The 16,387-nt window shown below is 35.0% G+C and carries 13 protein-coding genes; 12 read left to right on the forward strand and 1 reads right to left on the reverse strand.

Going from position 1 to position 16,387, the window contains the following annotated elements; all coding sequences use genetic code 11:
- Nucleotide 1 precedes the first annotated feature (1 nt).
- The 3 genes from BN2665_RS07865 (at nucleotide 2) to BN2665_RS07875 (ending at nucleotide 2,611) form a co-directional block, all read left to right on the forward strand.
- Nucleotides 2–1,303, forward strand: coding sequence for a DRTGG domain-containing protein (locus BN2665_RS07865; protein WP_055666572.1), 1,302 nt, complete (start codon nucleotides 2–4; stop codon nucleotides 1,301–1,303).
- Nucleotides 1,304–1,379: 76 nt separating this feature from the next.
- Nucleotides 1,380–1,664, forward strand: a complete 285-nt coding sequence (locus BN2665_RS07870) for a Dabb family protein (RefSeq protein ID WP_055666573.1) — start codon at nucleotides 1,380–1,382, stop codon at nucleotides 1,662–1,664.
- A gap of 38 nt (nucleotides 1,665–1,702) precedes the next feature.
- Nucleotides 1,703–2,611, forward strand: a complete 909-nt coding sequence (locus BN2665_RS07875) for a hypothetical protein (protein ID WP_195892678.1) — start codon at nucleotides 1,703–1,705, stop codon at nucleotides 2,609–2,611.
- A 19-nt stretch (nucleotides 2,612–2,630) separates the two neighbouring features.
- On the opposite strand, the gene asnB is transcribed toward BN2665_RS07875, so the two are convergent.
- On the reverse strand, nucleotides 2,631–4,472 hold the full coding sequence (gene asnB / locus BN2665_RS07880) for an asparagine synthase (glutamine-hydrolyzing) (protein ID WP_055667096.1): 1,842 nt from the start codon (nucleotides 4,470–4,472) through the stop codon (nucleotides 2,631–2,633).
- A 170-nt stretch (nucleotides 4,473–4,642) separates the two neighbouring features.
- Between asnB and BN2665_RS07885 the strand changes: the two genes are divergently transcribed.
- The 9 genes from BN2665_RS07885 (at nucleotide 4,643) to pyk (ending at nucleotide 16,305) form a co-directional block, all read left to right on the forward strand.
- Nucleotides 4,643–5,092 carry a PTS sugar transporter subunit IIA gene (locus tag BN2665_RS07885; RefSeq protein ID WP_055666574.1) on the forward strand — a complete coding sequence of 150 codons (450 nt, stop codon included), beginning with the start codon at nucleotides 4,643–4,645 and terminating at the stop codon, nucleotides 5,090–5,092.
- A 26-nt stretch (nucleotides 5,093–5,118) separates the two neighbouring features.
- Nucleotides 5,119–5,400: a PTS sugar transporter subunit IIB gene (locus tag BN2665_RS07890; protein WP_055666575.1), complete on the forward strand. Its 282-nt coding sequence runs from the start codon at nucleotides 5,119–5,121 to the stop codon at nucleotides 5,398–5,400.
- A gap of 23 nt (nucleotides 5,401–5,423) precedes the next feature.
- A complete protein-coding gene (locus BN2665_RS07895) occupies nucleotides 5,424–6,695 on the forward strand; it encodes a PTS ascorbate transporter subunit IIC (RefSeq protein WP_055666576.1) in 1,272 nt (423 codons plus the stop codon).
- 267 nt (nucleotides 6,696–6,962) lie between these two features.
- On the forward strand, nucleotides 6,963–7,796 hold the full coding sequence (locus tag BN2665_RS07900) for a 1-deoxy-D-xylulose-5-phosphate synthase N-terminal domain-containing protein (protein ID WP_154674894.1): 834 nt from the start codon (nucleotides 6,963–6,965) through the stop codon (nucleotides 7,794–7,796).
- Nucleotides 7,789–8,724 (forward strand): transketolase family protein, encoded by a 936-nt coding sequence (locus tag BN2665_RS07905; protein ID WP_055666577.1) that lies wholly within the window; start codon nucleotides 7,789–7,791, stop codon nucleotides 8,722–8,724. The genes BN2665_RS07900 and BN2665_RS07905 overlap by 8 nt, the downstream gene beginning before the upstream one ends.
- Nucleotides 8,725–8,920: 196 nt before the next feature.
- The gene (locus BN2665_RS07910; RefSeq protein ID WP_055666578.1) at nucleotides 8,921–12,523 is read left to right on the forward strand and encodes a DNA polymerase III subunit alpha; all 3,603 of its coding nucleotides are present in this window, start codon (nucleotides 8,921–8,923) and stop codon (nucleotides 12,521–12,523) included.
- 238 nt (nucleotides 12,524–12,761) lie between these two features.
- Nucleotides 12,762–13,496 (forward strand): class I SAM-dependent methyltransferase, encoded by a 735-nt coding sequence (locus BN2665_RS07915; protein ID WP_055666579.1) that lies wholly within the window; start codon nucleotides 12,762–12,764, stop codon nucleotides 13,494–13,496.
- Nucleotides 13,497–13,789: 293 nt separating this feature from the next.
- Entirely contained in the window at nucleotides 13,790–14,749 is a 960-nt protein-coding gene (gene pfkA / locus BN2665_RS07920) for a 6-phosphofructokinase (RefSeq protein ID WP_055666580.1), read from the forward strand.
- Nucleotides 14,750–14,880: 131 nt separating this feature from the next.
- A complete protein-coding gene (pyk, locus tag BN2665_RS07925; RefSeq protein ID WP_055666581.1) occupies nucleotides 14,881–16,305 on the forward strand; it encodes a pyruvate kinase in 1,425 nt (474 codons plus the stop codon).
- Nucleotides 16,306–16,387: the final 82 nt, after the last annotated feature.

The following is a 16,387-nucleotide window of genomic DNA, read 5'->3' on the forward strand; positions in this document are numbered from 1 at the left end:
AATGTCAAAACATCATGAGATAGTTAATTACATCCTTTCCTTAGAAGCTGGATATAAGATTTCTGTAAGAAGTATAGCTAGTGAACTTGGAGTTAGTGAAGGTACTGCCTACAAGGCTATAAAAGAATGTGAAGCCTTAGGCATAGTTTCTACTATTCCAAGAGTGGGCACAGTGAGAGTGGAGAAGGTTGACAAAAGACATGAAGAAACTCTTACTTTTGCTGATGTAGTAAATATAGTAGAAGGTTCTATATTAGGCGGAAAAGAAGGTATACATAAGATCTTAAAAAAGTTTGTCATAGGTGCTATGACTATAGATGCCATGCATAGATATATTACACCAGGGTGCTTACTTATCGTGGGTAATAGAGAAGAAGCTCATGAGTTAGCTCTAAAAAATGAGGCAGCAGTTCTAATAAGCGGTGGCTTTGCCTGTAGTGATGAAATAAAAAAGCTTGCAGATGAGAAAAAGCTACCTATAATTTCTTCTCGCTATGATACCTTTACCATAGCGACCATGATAAATAGAGCTATGTCTGAGAATTTGATAAAGAAGGATATTATTTTAGTAGAGGATATAATGAAAAGTAAGCCTGCCTATCTTATGGTAACTGATAATATAGGTGCTTGGAGAGAAATGGTTAAGAAAACAAAGCATATAAGATATCCTGTGGTAGATAAGGATTTAAAGGTAGTAGGGGTCATTACCTCTAAGGATTTGTCTGTGGATGTAGGGGTTGAAGAGCCTATATCTAAAATAATGACTAAAGATCCTATTACTGTTACTCCAAAGACTACGGTAGCTTATGCTGCTCATATAATGGGTGGAGAAGACATAGAGCTTTGCCCAGTAGTAGATGGCAGAAAGCTAGTTGGTGTTATAACCAGACAAGATGTAATAAAAGCGCTGCATTATATGTCAAAGCACCCTCAAGCGGTGGATACTTTAGAGGACTTGATACTAAAGAATTTTACCTATGAAAGAGAAGGAGACAGAGTAACCTTTTCTGGAAGTATAATTCCTCAGATGCTGCATTACATCGGTACTGCCTCTTGGAGCTCTCTTAATATGCTGTTATCTACTGCTGGATTAATGGCCCTTAGAGTTAGAAGCATGAATGTTTCATTGGATAATATGAGCACTTATTTTATGAAGCCAGTGCAAGGAGATTCTAATATAACCATCATTGCAGATATAATTGATATTGGAAGAAATTATTGTAAGGTAGAAGTAAATATGTATAATAAGAAAAAAGAACTCATAGGAAAAGCTATTTTATCAGCTAAATTAATAAGAGACTAAATAAAAGTTAAATAGTGGAGAAAAAATTTCTTTAATTGTGCATTATGAATTTTGAATTAGAGAAAGGAGAGTTTTTATGTTTACACACATTGTACTATTTAAATTACAAGAGCCTACTAAGGAAAATATAGAAAAGGCCAAAAATCTTTTACTAGCCATGGAGGGTAAAATAAAAGAATTAAAATATTTAGAAGTGGGAGCAGATGTACTTCATAGTGAAAGATCCTATGATTTAGCCTTAATAACTAAGTTTGATTCTTATGAAGATATGCAAGCCTATCAAGTAAGTGAATATCATGTAAATGAGGTATTAAAATATTTGAGACCAATGCTTAAAGCTTCTGTAGCAGTAGATTATTAGTCAGCTTTAATAAGCATTTTAGAAAGGGGATGGGCCATGTGGCAGAAGTCAGTATCAAAGAAATTCAATATAAAGACTTTGGTAGGGCCTTAGAACTATCTAATGGTATAGTAAATTTAGTGGTTACTTTAGAGTTGGGGCCAAGAATTTTAAGATATGGCTTTGAAAAAGGAATAAACCACTTTTCAGACAGAGCTACTACGGAGATGAAGGTAGGAGAAGAAACTTGGAGAATTGTAGGCGGGCATAGATTATGGCATAGTCCTGAAGCTTTTCCTAGAACCTATATGCCAGATAATAATGAAGTTTATTGGGAAGCCCTTCAGGGAGGAGTAAAGCTGGTTCAGAAGGTGGAGCCTTGGGTTCAAACTCAAAAGGAATTAGAGCTATACTTAAATGAGAATAGCAGTGAAGTAAAGGTTGTTCACAGGGTTAAGAATAAAAATGCATGGCCAATAAAGTTATCTTCTTGGGCTGTGTCTATAATGGATAAGGGTGGTTTCGAAATAATACCCATACCAGACAGGGCTACGGGTTATTTACCAAATAAAAACTTATCTCTATGGGCTTATTCTAAAATGAATGATTCAAGGGTTTACTGGGGCGATAAATATATTACATTGAAACTAGATGAAACTATAGACTATCCCTTTAAGGTAGGTATAAACAATGAAAAGGCTTGGGCTGCTTACATAAATCATGGGGAGTTATTTGTATTAAACCATGATCATGACATAAGTGCTATTTATCCTGATAGTGGAGTGAGCTATGAAACCTTTACCTATCTAGATGTATTAGAAATGGAGACCCTATCTCCTATGAAGGAAATTGAACCAGAGGAATCCATAGCCCATGTAGAGTATTGGAGCCTTCACAAAGGAATAAATATTCCAGAGAATGAAGAACAGATTGATTTAATTATAGAGAAGTATGTAAAAAAAGGCTAACGCCTTTTTTTACTATATCTTAAAATTGTAATTTTATACTATAGTGCTTTAGCCAGAAGTTTATTTGAATAAGATAAGCTATGAGTTGAGGACCTCTCATTAATTGACCAAACCAAGGTTTTTTAAAAGAAGTTCCAGAGGTTTGGACTAATTCTTCCCCAGCTTTTTTGTCAATTATATTTAGTATTGGTGAGGAAGAATCTTTTAATATTTTATCCATAGTATTTACTAGAATTGCCGTATACTCAGGGCTTTGAGTTTTAGGATAGGGGCTCTTTTTCCTATCTATTACATCATCGGGGAGAATGCCCCTTAGAGCTTCTCTTAATATGCCTTTTTCCCTGTAGTTATAGAATTTTATTTCACTTGGAATATTAAAGGCGTATTCTACTAATCTATAATCTGCAAAAGGTACTCTTACCTCTAAACTATTAGACATACTCATTCTATCTTTTCTGTTGAGCAAGGTGATCATGAACCATTTTATATTTAAATAAAACATTTCTCTCATCTTATAATCCCTTAAGGATTCTCCAGGAATATGAGGTACTGCTTTAATGGATTCTCTGAATTTATCCTCCACGAAAGCTCTTATATCAATATCCTTTAGATCTTCAGATAAAAGCGCTTTTCTTTCTTCCACAGATTTTGACCAAGGGAATATATTTAGGTTTAAGTCCTCTTCCTTCATGAACCAAGGATAACCGCCAAAAATCTCATCGGCACATTCACCAGATAATCCTACAGTAGCCTCCTTCCTTATCTCCTTGCAAAAGAGATATAAGGAGGTATCTATGTCTGCCATGCCAGGTAAATCATGAGCTATCACAGCATCTTCTAAAGCCATAGCTAAATCCTTGCTCTTGTTTACTACTAGCTTATTATTGCTATTTATTACTTCCGACATCTTTAAAGCCCAATATTTATCTGAGGAGGTTTCAAATTCATTAGGAATAAAATATTTATCATAATCCTCATAATCTATGGTATAGGTGTTTAGGGTTTCTCCTCTTTTCCTAAATTCTTCTGAAGCAATAGCAGAGATAGCACTAGAATCTAGTCCCCCAGAGAGGAAGGAAAACACAGGCACATCCGAAACCAATTGCCTTTTTACAGCATCCACTAGAAGAAATTTTACATGTTCTGAAGTGGTTTTTGCATCTTCTAAATGTTCTTTAGCTTCAGGCTTCCAATATTCTTTTAGTCTTAAGCCGTATTTATTAAAGACCCCATAAAAGGCTGGGGGAATTTCCTTTATATCTTTAAAAATGCCGCTGCCTAAGGAACGAGCAGGACCTAGAGAAAAAAGTTCAGTTAAACCTTCTTTAGTTAAAATAGGTTCTACCTCCTCATGGGCAAGAATAGCTTTTATTTCAGAGCCAAAAATTAAACTTTCATTACCTTCTTTATAAAATAGGGGTTTAACTCCTAAGGGATCTCTAGCTAAAAATAGTCTCCCTTCTTTTTCATCCCAAACTCCAAAGGAATAGATACCGTTTATATGATTTACACAATTTTCTCCCCAGTGCATGTAACTTGTAAGCAACACTTCTGTATCAGAATAAGAGTTAAAGCTATAGCCTTCTTTTATAAGAACTTTTCTTAAATCTTCTGTATTATAGAGCTCTCCATTATAAACAATAATGTACTTTCTATCTCCTTTAAATTTAATCATTGGTTGAGTGCCACCTGTAGGATCCACTATTATAAGCCTTCTATGACCTAATAAGACTTTATCGCTAATATAGTAACCTTCAGCATCTGGACCCCGTTTTGATAGGGTATTAGTCATTTTTCTTATAATATCTTCCTTAGTTAAAATGCTTTTCTTAAAATTAATCCATCCAGCGATACCGCACATTTTCATCCGACCTTCCTAATTTCTAAAATTCATATAATATAGCTTCGTAATAAAATATGAAAAATTTTTAGAATATGTTACTAGGTGTGAGTTGAAAAAAGTAATATTATAAATCCATGTTTAATATGAATGAGTATAAATAGTTTAAATTTTCTAGGGGGATTGTATATATGCTTGATGATCTGCTAAAGCCTGAATTTATTAAAATAAATGTGGAATGCAGTGATTGGAAATCTGCATTAAAACAAGGAACAAATATATTATTGCAGCACAAATGTGTGGAAGAAAGGTATTATGATGAGATAATTAGAAGCTTTAATGATATAGGTCCTTATATGGTAGTGGCCCCGGGTATTGTATTATCTCATGCTAGACCTGAGGCCGGTGTTAGAAAACTCTCCATGAGTTTAATCACCCTTAAAAACCCTATTAATTTTGGTAGTAAATATAATGACCCAGTAAAGTTTATTGTAACCCTAGCGGCCACAGATAGTGAAAGTCATTTAAAGGCATTAGCACAACTAATGGAGCTATTTATGGATAGTGAGGATTTGAGGAAAATCATGGATGCCACTAATAAAGAAGAGGTTTTATCAATTATAAAAAATTATTCTAAATAAAAATATATGGTAAGGGGGATTTGTAAATGAAAATATTAGTTTGCTGCGGCAGTGGATTGGGAAGTTCATTCATGATTCAAATGAATGTGGAAAAGGTGTTAAAGGAACTTAAGGTGGAGGCAGAGGTGGATCATGCAGATTTATCTTCAGCTATGGGCATGAAGGCAGATATATACCTAGGCACTAGAGATATAACCAGTCAATTTAATTCCTTAGGAGGTGAGATAGTATCCTTAAATAGCATGCTTGATATGAATGAGCTAAGAACAAAGCTAGAACAAGCCTTGAAAAAGTTAGGTAAATTCTAAAAAATATTATGGGGGGATAATCTATGTTAAAGCTTATTTTAGACATATTGAGTGTTCCAGCTATATTAGTAGGACTTATTGCACTTATAGGATTAGTAGTTCAAAAGAAACCAGGCACAGATATATTTAAAGGTACAATAAAGACTATTTTAGGATTTCTAGTATTAGGCGGAGGGGCAGGCATAGCTGTTGGAGCATTAAATTTCTTTGGAGAGATGTTTCAACAGGGCTTTGGAATAAAGGGAGTTGTTCCTCACAATGAAGCTATAGTAGCCATGGCACTTAAAACCTATGGTACGCAAACAGCACTTATAATGTTATTTGGTATGCTTGCAAACATTTTAATTGCCAGAGTTACAAAATTAAAATATATATTCTTAACAGGACATCACACTTTATATATGGCTTGTATGATAGCAGCTATATTATTATCTGGAGGAGTTAAGGGAGTTCCTCTAGTAGTGGTAGGTTCTATATTATTAGGTTTTGTTATGGCTATATTCCCAGCCATGGCACAGCCAACTATGAGAAAGATAACAGGTACAGATGAGGTGGCCTTCGGACATTTTGGTACTGTAGGATATGTGTTATCAGCCTTTATAGGTAAATTAGTTGGAAAGAATTCAAAATCTACTGAGGAAATGAATTTTCCAAAGAGCTTAGGTTTCTTAAGAGATACATCTGTAGCAATCTCCTTGGCTATGGGTATTTTATATATAGTTGTAGCCATAGCTGCTGGTCCAAGCTACGTGCAAAATAAACTTAGCGGAGGGCAAAATTTCTTAGTTTTCGCTATAATCCAAGCTATAACCTTTGCCGGTGGAGTTTATGTAATCCTTTCAGGAGTTAGATTAATCTTAGCAGAAATAGTTCCAGCCTTTAAAGGAATTGCTGAAAAGATAGTTCCCAAGGCTAAGCCAGCATTAGATTGTCCAGTGGTATATCCTTATGCACCTAATGCAGTTTTAATTGGATTCCTTTCAAGCTTTTTAGGCGGTATAGTGGGAATGGTGATATTGATTTTGTTAGATATGAGTATTCCAGTTCCAATAATTCTTCCAGGGGTTGTACCTCACTTTTTCTGCGGAGCTACTGCAGGAGTATTTGGAAATGCTACAGGGGGAAGAAAAGGTGCCTTCTGGGGAGCTTTTGCTCAAGGCTTATTAATAACCTTCTTACCAGTACTTTTAATGCCAGTACTTGGAGACTTAGGCTTTGCTAATACTACCTTTAGTGATGCTGACTTTGGCATAGTTGGTATTATACTAGGAAATTTATTAAGGTTATTTAGATAGACACTAGAGGCTTTAGAGGGGTATCTTATAGGGAAACAACTTCAGCTATTACCTTATACATGCCCTATAATGGATTGAAGATGCTATTTGGAACATGTATAAATTAAGCTGACCTATTGGTTATCTACGAGACTGTGAAAAAAGGTGTTCTATAGGTTTCCCTACACCGCGCGTGGAGGCCCACGAGCGGCAAGTGAAAAAGAACACCTATGTTTTTCACATCCTTCTATAGATGCCCCCATTCCTTATAAAGAAAGGAAGATGTATATGGACATTAATTATAAAAAATTAGAGAAAATAGCCGTAAGCCTTCGAAGAGAATCCATAGAAGTCCAAAGAATAGCTGGTTCAGGTCATCTTGGAGGAGCGTTTTCCGCTATGGAAATTTTAACATATCTATATTTTTATAAGATGAACATAGACGTTTTAAACCCCTGGAAAGAGGATAGAGATATATTTATTTTAAGCAAAGGTCACGCCTCCATAGGATATTATGCAACCCTTGCGGAAAGAGGATTTTTTCCAAAAGAAGAGTTAAAAACCTATAGAAAAATCAACTCAAGACTTCAAGGGCATTCTCATATAGACTCCGCTCCAGGAATAGAATGTTCCACAGGTTCTTTAGGACAAGGTTTATCCTTTGGTATAGGTATAGCTTTAGGGTCAAAGAAAAAAGGCATTAATAAAAAGGTTTATGTTATGTTAGGTGATGGGGAACTGCAAGAGGGGCAGGTATGGGAGGCATTAATGCTTCAAAGTAAATTAAAGCTGGATAATTTAATTACTATAATAGATTTTAATGGCATTCAATTAGATGACTATGTGGAAAACATAATTCCAATGAATAACCTGTCAGAGCGAATTAAGAGCTTTGGTTTTAATGCTATGGATATTGACGGCAATGATTTTAAGGATATTCATAAAGCTTTTAGCCGCCTAAAACAGGGAGAAGCTAATTTAATAGTAGCTCATACTGTTAAAGGCAAGGGAATCTCCTTTATGGAAAATTCCGTAGCATGGCATTCTAAAAAAGCAGACGAGAATGAGTATAAAAAAGCTATGGAGGAGTTAGAGGAAAAGGAGGCGGCATTAAATGGCTAAGTATATGGCGCCTAGAGATACTTTTGGAAAGGCCTTAGCTGAAATAGGAGAATATAATGATAAACTATACGTGCTTAATGCGGATTTAGCAGCAGCTACAAAAACAGATATCTTTGCGAAGAGATTTCCAGATAGATATTTAAATGTGGGTATAAGTGAGCAGAATATGGTGGGCATAGCAGCAGGCCTAGCTAGAACAGGCTTTACGGCAGTAATGAGTACTTTTGCCTGCTTTGCCCCAGGAAGATGCTATGATCAAATAAGACAATCTATAGCTTATTCTAACCTCAATGTTAAGATAATGTCCACTCATCCTGGGCTATCTGTAGGCATGGATGGAGCTATACACCAGTGTTTAGATGATATAGCTTTAATGAGGGAATTGCCTAATTTTACTGTATTAACTCCTTCTGATGAAGTTGAAACTAGAAAAGCTGTTGAAAAAGCCATTGAACATAAAGGACCAGTTTATGTGAGGATTGGAAGAATGGAGTGTCCTATTCTTTTTAAAGAACAATGGGAATATGAAATAGGAAGGTTTTATACTCTAAAAGAAGGTAAAGACATAACCTTTATAGCTCATGGTTCTATGGTAAGCAGGGCTTATGAGGCTTCATTAAAGCTAGAAGAAAAAGGTGTAAGCGCTAGAGTGCTCATAGCTAGCTCCATTAAGCCTATGGATGAAGATGCTATTATTATGGCATCAAAAGAAACAGGAAGGATAGTCACTGCAGAGGATCATTTTTTAAGTGGAGGATTATTTAGCTCTGTGGCAGAAACAGTAAGTAAGAATCATCCCTGTTTTTTAGAGGGAGTGGCGGTGGAAGATAGCTTTGGGGAATCAGGGCAGCCCGAAGAGCTTTATGAAAAATATGGACTAACTGTGGATAAAATATTAGACAAAGCTTATAAATTGTTAAGCTTATAAAAAGTCAGCCTGCGCTGACTTTTTATTTTAGGGTTTTATATAGTCTTTATAAAGAATATATTTTTATAAATATTGGATAGAATTTATGATTATAGAGCTAGTGAATAATAGAAGTGAGTATGGTAAAATAAATAGTAATCTTAATATAAAAATATTAAGTTAAAATGAAATTATGCATCTCAGAGGAGGTGAACAGATGAATGAAGATAGTAATATAGTTAATCTTGCAGCTCCGAAATTTTGCCATTTGCATGTACATACAGAATACAGTCTTTTAGATGGTTCTGGAAAAATATCTAAGCTAGTAGGAAGAGCCAAAGAGCTTGGCATGGAAGCTTTAGCTATTACAGATCACGGCTCCATGTACGGCTGTGTAGATTTCTATAAAGAGGCTAAGGAAGTGGGGATTAAGCCCATATTAGGCTGCGAAATATATGTAGTACCAAAGTCTCTTTACATAAAACAAAATGATGAAGAAAATGAAACTCATCACTTAGTACTATTAGTAAAAGATGAAGTAGGCTATAACAATCTTATGAAGATAGTTTCTAAGGCCTCTATCGATGGGTTCTATTATAAGCCTAGGGTGGACCATGAATATTTAAAGGAACATAGTGAGGGACTCATAGCCTTAAGTGCATGTTTAGGGGGAGAGATACAGTCCTACCTATCTAAGGGTAATAAAAATAAAGCAAGAGAAACTGCCTTGCTTTATAAAGAGATATTCAAAGAAGGATTTTATTTAGAGCTTCAATATCATGGATTAGAGGAACAAAGAAAGGTTAATGGTCTCTTAGCAGAATTATCAAAAGAGTTAGGAATACCTTTGGTGGCTACCAATGATGTTCACTATATAGAGAGAGAGGATTATAAATCCCATGATGTCCTATTATGTATACAAACAGCTAAAACCGTAGAAGAGGAAAATAGGATGAGATATCCTTCAGATCAATTCTACCTAAAATCTCCAGAGGAAATGTGGGAAATGTTTTCTTATATTCCTGAAGCCTTAGAAAACACAGTTAAAATAGCTGAGCAGTGCAATTTTGATTATGAGTTTCATAAATCTAAATTGCCTAAATTCCCTGTTCCGCAGGGCAAGGAGCCTTATGCTTACCTAAAGGAGATTTGTTATGAAGGTCTAGTGGAAAGGTATAGAGTGTTTGAGGACTTTAGAGGAAAGCCTTTAAATATTGAAGAAGTTTTAGAAGCTGCCTCAAAGGATGAAGAATCTCAGGAGTACATCAATAGGCTAGAGTATGAATTAGGAATAATCAATCAGATGGGATATGTGGATTACTTTCTCATAGTTTGGGACTTTATAAGGTTTGCTAATGAAAATGGAATTCCCACTGGGCCAGGCAGAGGAAGTGCAGCGGGCTCCATAGTAGCTTATACCTTAGGAATAACTAAAATAGACCCTATAAAATATGGACTGCTCTTTGAAAGATTCTTAAATCCGGAGAGGGTATCCATGCCGGATATAGATTCTGACTTTTGCTATGAAAGGCGACAGGATGTAATTGACTACGTGGTAGAAAAGTATGGTGTAGAAAATGTATCCCAAATTATAACCTTTGGAACCATGGCCGCAAGGGCTTGCATAAGAGACGTAGGAAGAGCTATGAATTACTCTTATGCAGAGGTAGACAGAATTGCTAAGATGATACCAACCATGCTTAATATAACTATAGATAAAGCCTTAGAAATAAACCCTGAACTTAAAAATGCCTATGAAGAGGATATCAGGGTGAAGGAACTTATAGATGTAAGCAGAAGCTTGGAGGGATTACCGCGACATTCTTCCACTCATGCCGCAGGGGTGGTTATTGCCTCTAAGCCTTTAGTAAATTATGTACCGCTGCAAAAGAACGAAGACATGATTGTAACACAATTTACTATGGGAACCCTAGAAGAATTAGGTTTGCTTAAAATGGATTTTTTAGGCTTAAGAACCTTAACTGTAATGAAAGATGCAGTAAAGATGGTAAAGGAAAACCGTGAAATAGAAATAGACTTAGATAATCTTAATTTTGAAGATAAAGAAGTCTATAAAATGATAGGTGAAGGTAAGACCGTAGGGGTGTTCCAGCTGGAATCCGCAGGAATGACTAGCTTTATGAAGGAATTAAAGCCTGACAATCTAGAAGATATCATAGCGGGAATAAGTCTTTACAGACCAGGTCCTATGGCTGAAATACCAAGATATATTGAAAGTAAAAAGAATCCAAACAGAGTTAAATACGAAAGTGAACAATTGGAGAGTATACTAAATGTTACCTATGGAGTAATGGTTTACCAGGAACAAGTTATGGAAATCGTTAGAAAGCTAGCAGGATACTCCATGGGCAGAAGTGACTTAGTAAGAAGAGCTATGTCAAAGAAAAAACACAAAGTGATGGAGGAAGAGCGAAGAAATTTTATTTATGGAATTACAGATGAAAAAGGTAATATAGAAGTACCTGGATGTTTAAGAAACGGTATCTCAGAGGAGGCAGCAAATAAAATCTTTGATCAGATGATGGATTTTGCATCATATGCCTTTAATAAATCTCATGCAGCAGCTTACGCAGTAGTTGGCTTCCAAACAGCCTATTTAATGAGATACTATCCAGTAGAATACATAGCGGCTATGCTAAATAGCGTTATGGGAATAAATGAAAAGGTAGCTTACTATATTAACTTTGCTGAAAGTTTAGGAATTCAAGTACTACCTCCAGATATAAATGAAAGCAATGTAAGATTTACAGTTAAGAAGGACACCATAAGATTTGGTTTAGCAGCTATAAAAAATGTAGGAGTCAATGTGGTAGAGAGCATTGTAAAGTCCAGAAATGAAAAGGGAGTGTTTAAAAGCTTCATGGACTTTTGCAACAAAATCGATACCTCAGCTATAAATAAAAGAGCTGTAGAAAGCCTTATAAAAGCTGGAGCCTTTGACGGCTTTAAGATATTTAGATCTCAGCTTTTGGCTGTACATGAAAAGATATTAGACGGAGTGACCAGTCAAAAGAAAAAAAATATAGAGGGACAGATGAATCTTTTCTCAGGTATCATGGAAGAAGCTGAAGAAATAGACATAAAATACCCCAACATAAGGGAGTTTGAGAAAAAACACATACTGGCTATGGAAAAGGAAATGACGGGATTATATCTCACAGGACATCCTTTAGACGAGTATGCTCAGACATTAAAGCATCAAAGTAGCGTTGATGTGTCGAAAATTATGAAGGATTATGAAGAAACCTTCAGTGAAGAAGCTATGATACAAGGTGAGCTATCTCATCTTTCCAATAGATTGAAGGATGGAGAGAGAGTAATTCTAGGTGGAATCATAGCTGAAGTAAGTAGAAAAATAACTAAGAATAACACCATTATGGCTTTTGCTAAATTAGAAGATTTAACAGGAACTGTTGAGTGTGTTATATTTCCAAAGACCTATGAAAAAATTTCATCTTTAGTAGAAGTAGATCAGTTAGTAGTGATAAAAGGTAGAATCGCTATGAGAGAGGATGAAAATCCTAAAATATTATGTGAAGATATTTATCCTTTAGAAAAAGTAAATCAATCAAAATTATATATCCAGGTAGAAGACCAAAAAGTAGCTAGAGAAATAATGAATGAACTAAAGCCTATATTATCAAACTTTAAAGGCAGTACTGCGGTTTATCTATTTGCAGCTAAGGAAAGGATTCCTTTTAGACTATCTAAAGAATACTGGATTGATACGGAGAGCAATATAGTATTTTTACTAAAGAAGAAATTTGGAGAGGAAAAGGTTAAGTTAGTATCAGAATAAGCTAAGATGAAAAATAAAAAATGATTGAGCAGGGTTGCCAGCATAGGAGAACAAGTTTAGCTAATAACTTATACATGTCATAAGATCTAAAGATGATATTTTTGAATACGTATAAGTTAAGCTTCACCTTTATTTTCTTGTAGGGGGCCCTGTTTTCATAAAATTTAATTAAGCTGCTTTTTATGTCGAAGATATTGTAATGAAATAATACCACATAGGTAGGATGGAGGAATTAAAAATGAAAGAAAACAAATATGATGATAGTATTTTTTTCGATAAGTATAGTAATATGGATCGTTCGAAAAATGGACTTGCGTCTGCTGGAGAATGGCATGAGTTAAAAAAGCTACTGCCTAGTTTTCAAGATAAAAGAGTTCTAGATTTAGGCTGTGGTTTCGGATGGCATTGTCAATTTGCCATAGAGAATGGTGCTAAGTCAGTTGTTGGTGTTGATATTTCACAAAAAATGTTAAATGAGGCAAGAGATAAAACAAAGTCTGAGCATATTCAGTACATATGTATGCCAATGGAAGATATTAATTTTCCGGTAGGTTCCTTTGAGGTGGTTATCAGCTCTTTGGCTTTTCATTATGTTCAGTCCTTTGAGGATATTTTAAGGAAAATAAGCAATTGCCTTTCCAAGGGTGGAGATTTTATTTTCTCTGTTGAACATCCTATTTTTACTGCATACGGAACACAAGATTGGTATTATGATAATCAGGGTAATCCACTGCATTGGCCAGTTGACAAATATTTTACTGAGGATGTGCGTAAAACTAATTTTTTGGGTGAGGAAGTTATAAAATATCATAGAACACTGACCACTTACTTAAATTCTCTTATAAAGTTAGGATTTGAAATAACAGCACTTATTGAACCTAAGCCAGCGGAGAATTTGCTCTATACCGTTCCAGGTATGTTGGAGGAGCTGCGTCGACCAATGATGTTACTTGTATCTGCAAGAAAAAAGTAATGGTGGTATTATAAGTATAATTTGTGAGCAAAGCGATTAACATTCTTCTTATAAAGTTAATTTATTGTATATTTATATCGAAATAGTTGAAAAATATAACTGTATTAAGTAAAATTAAATTGGAGGAATATTAACTACGTTAAATTAAGCTAAAATATCTTTAAAAGTAATATTTTACATTTGCAAAATCATCGATAATTTTGTAAAATATCAGTTGCAATAATTGAAGTGGGTAAAATTTTAACACTACTGGGACTTGATAAGACCCGGTGGTTATAGGAGGAATATATAACATGAAAAAGATTGCTGTGTTAACAAGTGGGGGAGACGCACCAGGAATGAATGCTGCTATAAGAGCAATAACTAGAATGGCCCTTGATAGAGGATTAGAGGTTATGGGTGTACAAAGAGGATATAATGGACTTATTAATGGCGAGTTATTCCAAATGGATAGACATTCTGTATCTGACATAATCCACAGAGGTGGAACTATATTAAGAACTGCTAGATGTGATGAGTTCAAGACAGAAGAAGGAAGAAAAAAGGCTGCTAATGTATTAAAAGTTTATGGTATCGATGGTTTGGTAGTAATAGGAGGGGATGGTTCCTTTACAGGAGCTAGACTTTTATCCCAATTAGGAGTTTCTACAGTAGGAATACCAGGAACTATTGATAATGATTTATCTTATACAGATTATACCTTAGGCTTTGATACAGCATTAAATACAGTATTAGATGCTATTAACAAATTGAGAGATACCTCAACCTCTCATGAAAGAGTAAGTATAGTAGAGGTAATGGGAAGACATTGTGGAGATATAGCTCTATTTGCAGGTATAGCTGGTGGAGCTGAAAGCATAATTGTTCCTGAGATGAGCTTTGATCAGGATGAACTATGTAAGACTATATTATCAGGAAAATTAAAAGGAAAAATGCACAATTTAATAATATTAGCTGAAGGTGTTGGCGGAGCTGAAGATTTAGCAAAGCATGTAGAAGAAATAACTGGCATTGAAACTAGGGCAACTATATTAGGACATATTCAAAGAGGGGGGAGTCCTTCAGCTTTTGATAGGGTACTAGCTTCTAGAATGGGTGCAAAGGCTGTAGAAGTGCTTTTAGAAGGAAAATCTTCAAGAGTTATAGGAATAAGAGGCGGACAAATAATTGATGATGATATAAATGAAGCATTAGCAATGCCAAGAAAATTTGATGAGAAATTATATGAGATAGCAACAGCTCTATCTTATTAAGCTTTAATATAAAGATAAGCGGATACATAGTAATTAATAAGTTTATGCTCTGCTTATCTTCATATAATATATTTTATCAGTGTTTTTATTAATTTATTATGGGTCTTTATTAAATTTAAGGGAGTGTTTTGATGAGAAAGACAAAAATTATCTGTACAATTGGGCCAGCTAGCCAAACTGAGGAGATATTATCAAAGATAATAGAAGCGGGTATGAGTGCTTCAAGACACAATTTTTCTCACGGAGATCATGAGGAGCATAAGACTAGAATAGAGCTTGTTAAAAGATTAAGCAAAAAGTACAACAAGCCTATTGCTGTTATTCTTGATACCAAGGGACCTGAGATAAGAACAGGTAACTTCGCTGAAGGTAAGGTTGAATTAAAGGAAGGTTCAGATTTTACCATTTATTGCGGAGAAGAGGTAGTGGGAGATGCTGCTAAATGTTCTATAACTTATGATGGTCTATGTGCTGATGTAAAACCAGGAGATTCTATATTGATAGATGATGGTTTAGTAGGCTTAGAGGTTAAGGAAGTAGAGGGAAATAAAGTTAAGTGTGTAGTAAGAAACAGTGGAATGGTAGGAAATCATAAGGGAGTAAACGTTCCTGGAGTTTCAATAAAGCTACCAGCTATAACAGAGAAGGATATATCTGATTTGATATTTGGAGTTGAAATTGGAGTAGATATAGTAGCAGCATCCTTTATAAGAAAAGCTTCAGATGCTCTAGAAATTAGAAAAGTTTTAGACCAAAACGGCGGAAAAGATGTTCTAATATTCTCAAAAATTGAGAATCAAGAAGGCGTTGATAATATAGATGAGATTCTAGAAGTGTCAGATGGTATCATGGTAGCTAGAGGAGACCTAGGAGTAGAGATTCCAATAGAGCAAGTACCAGTAGTTCAAAAGATGATAATTGAAAAATGTAATAAAGCTGGAAAGCCAGTTATCACGGCTACTCAAATGTTAGATTCTATGATAAGAAATCCAAGACCAACAAGAGCTGAAGCTTCTGACGTAGCTAACGCTATATTTGATGGTACAGATGCTATAATGCTAAGCGGAGAGACTGCTAATGGAAAATATCCAGTTGAAACAGTAAGAACTATGGCAAAAATAGCTGAGGCTGCTGAAAATAAATTAAATTATGAAATGATATTAGTTAAAAAGAGAAAGCAACAACACGTATCAAACGTTCCAAGTGCCATAAGCTTAGCAACTTGTTCAACAGCGATGGAGTTAGAAGCTAAGGCCATCATAACTTCAACTCAAACTGGAAGCACAGCTAAGATAGTATCTAAATATCGTCCAGAGTGCCTAATCATTGCAGTAACTCCATATGATAGAGTAGCAAAGCAGCTTGCTTTAAATTGGGGAGTTTATCCATTGATCTCTGATGCCTTTGAAAGCACAGATGAGTTAATTGAAAAGTCTGCGGAAAGAGCAAAGGAAGAAGGCTTTATTCATTCTGGAGATTTAGTAGTAATCGCTGCAGGTATACCTATAAATGATATGGGTTCAACTAACATGATGAAGGTTCACTTGGTAAAATAATTTTTCATTTAAAAGGATGTTTTTAATATAAACGTCCTTTTTTAAATTTTAACAAAATTTTAACAATTTTATCCATATATAT

This window comes from Desnuesiella massiliensis, from assembly GCF_001403615.1.
Classification (GTDB): Bacteria; Bacillota; Clostridia; order Clostridiales; family Clostridiaceae; genus Desnuesiella; species Desnuesiella massiliensis.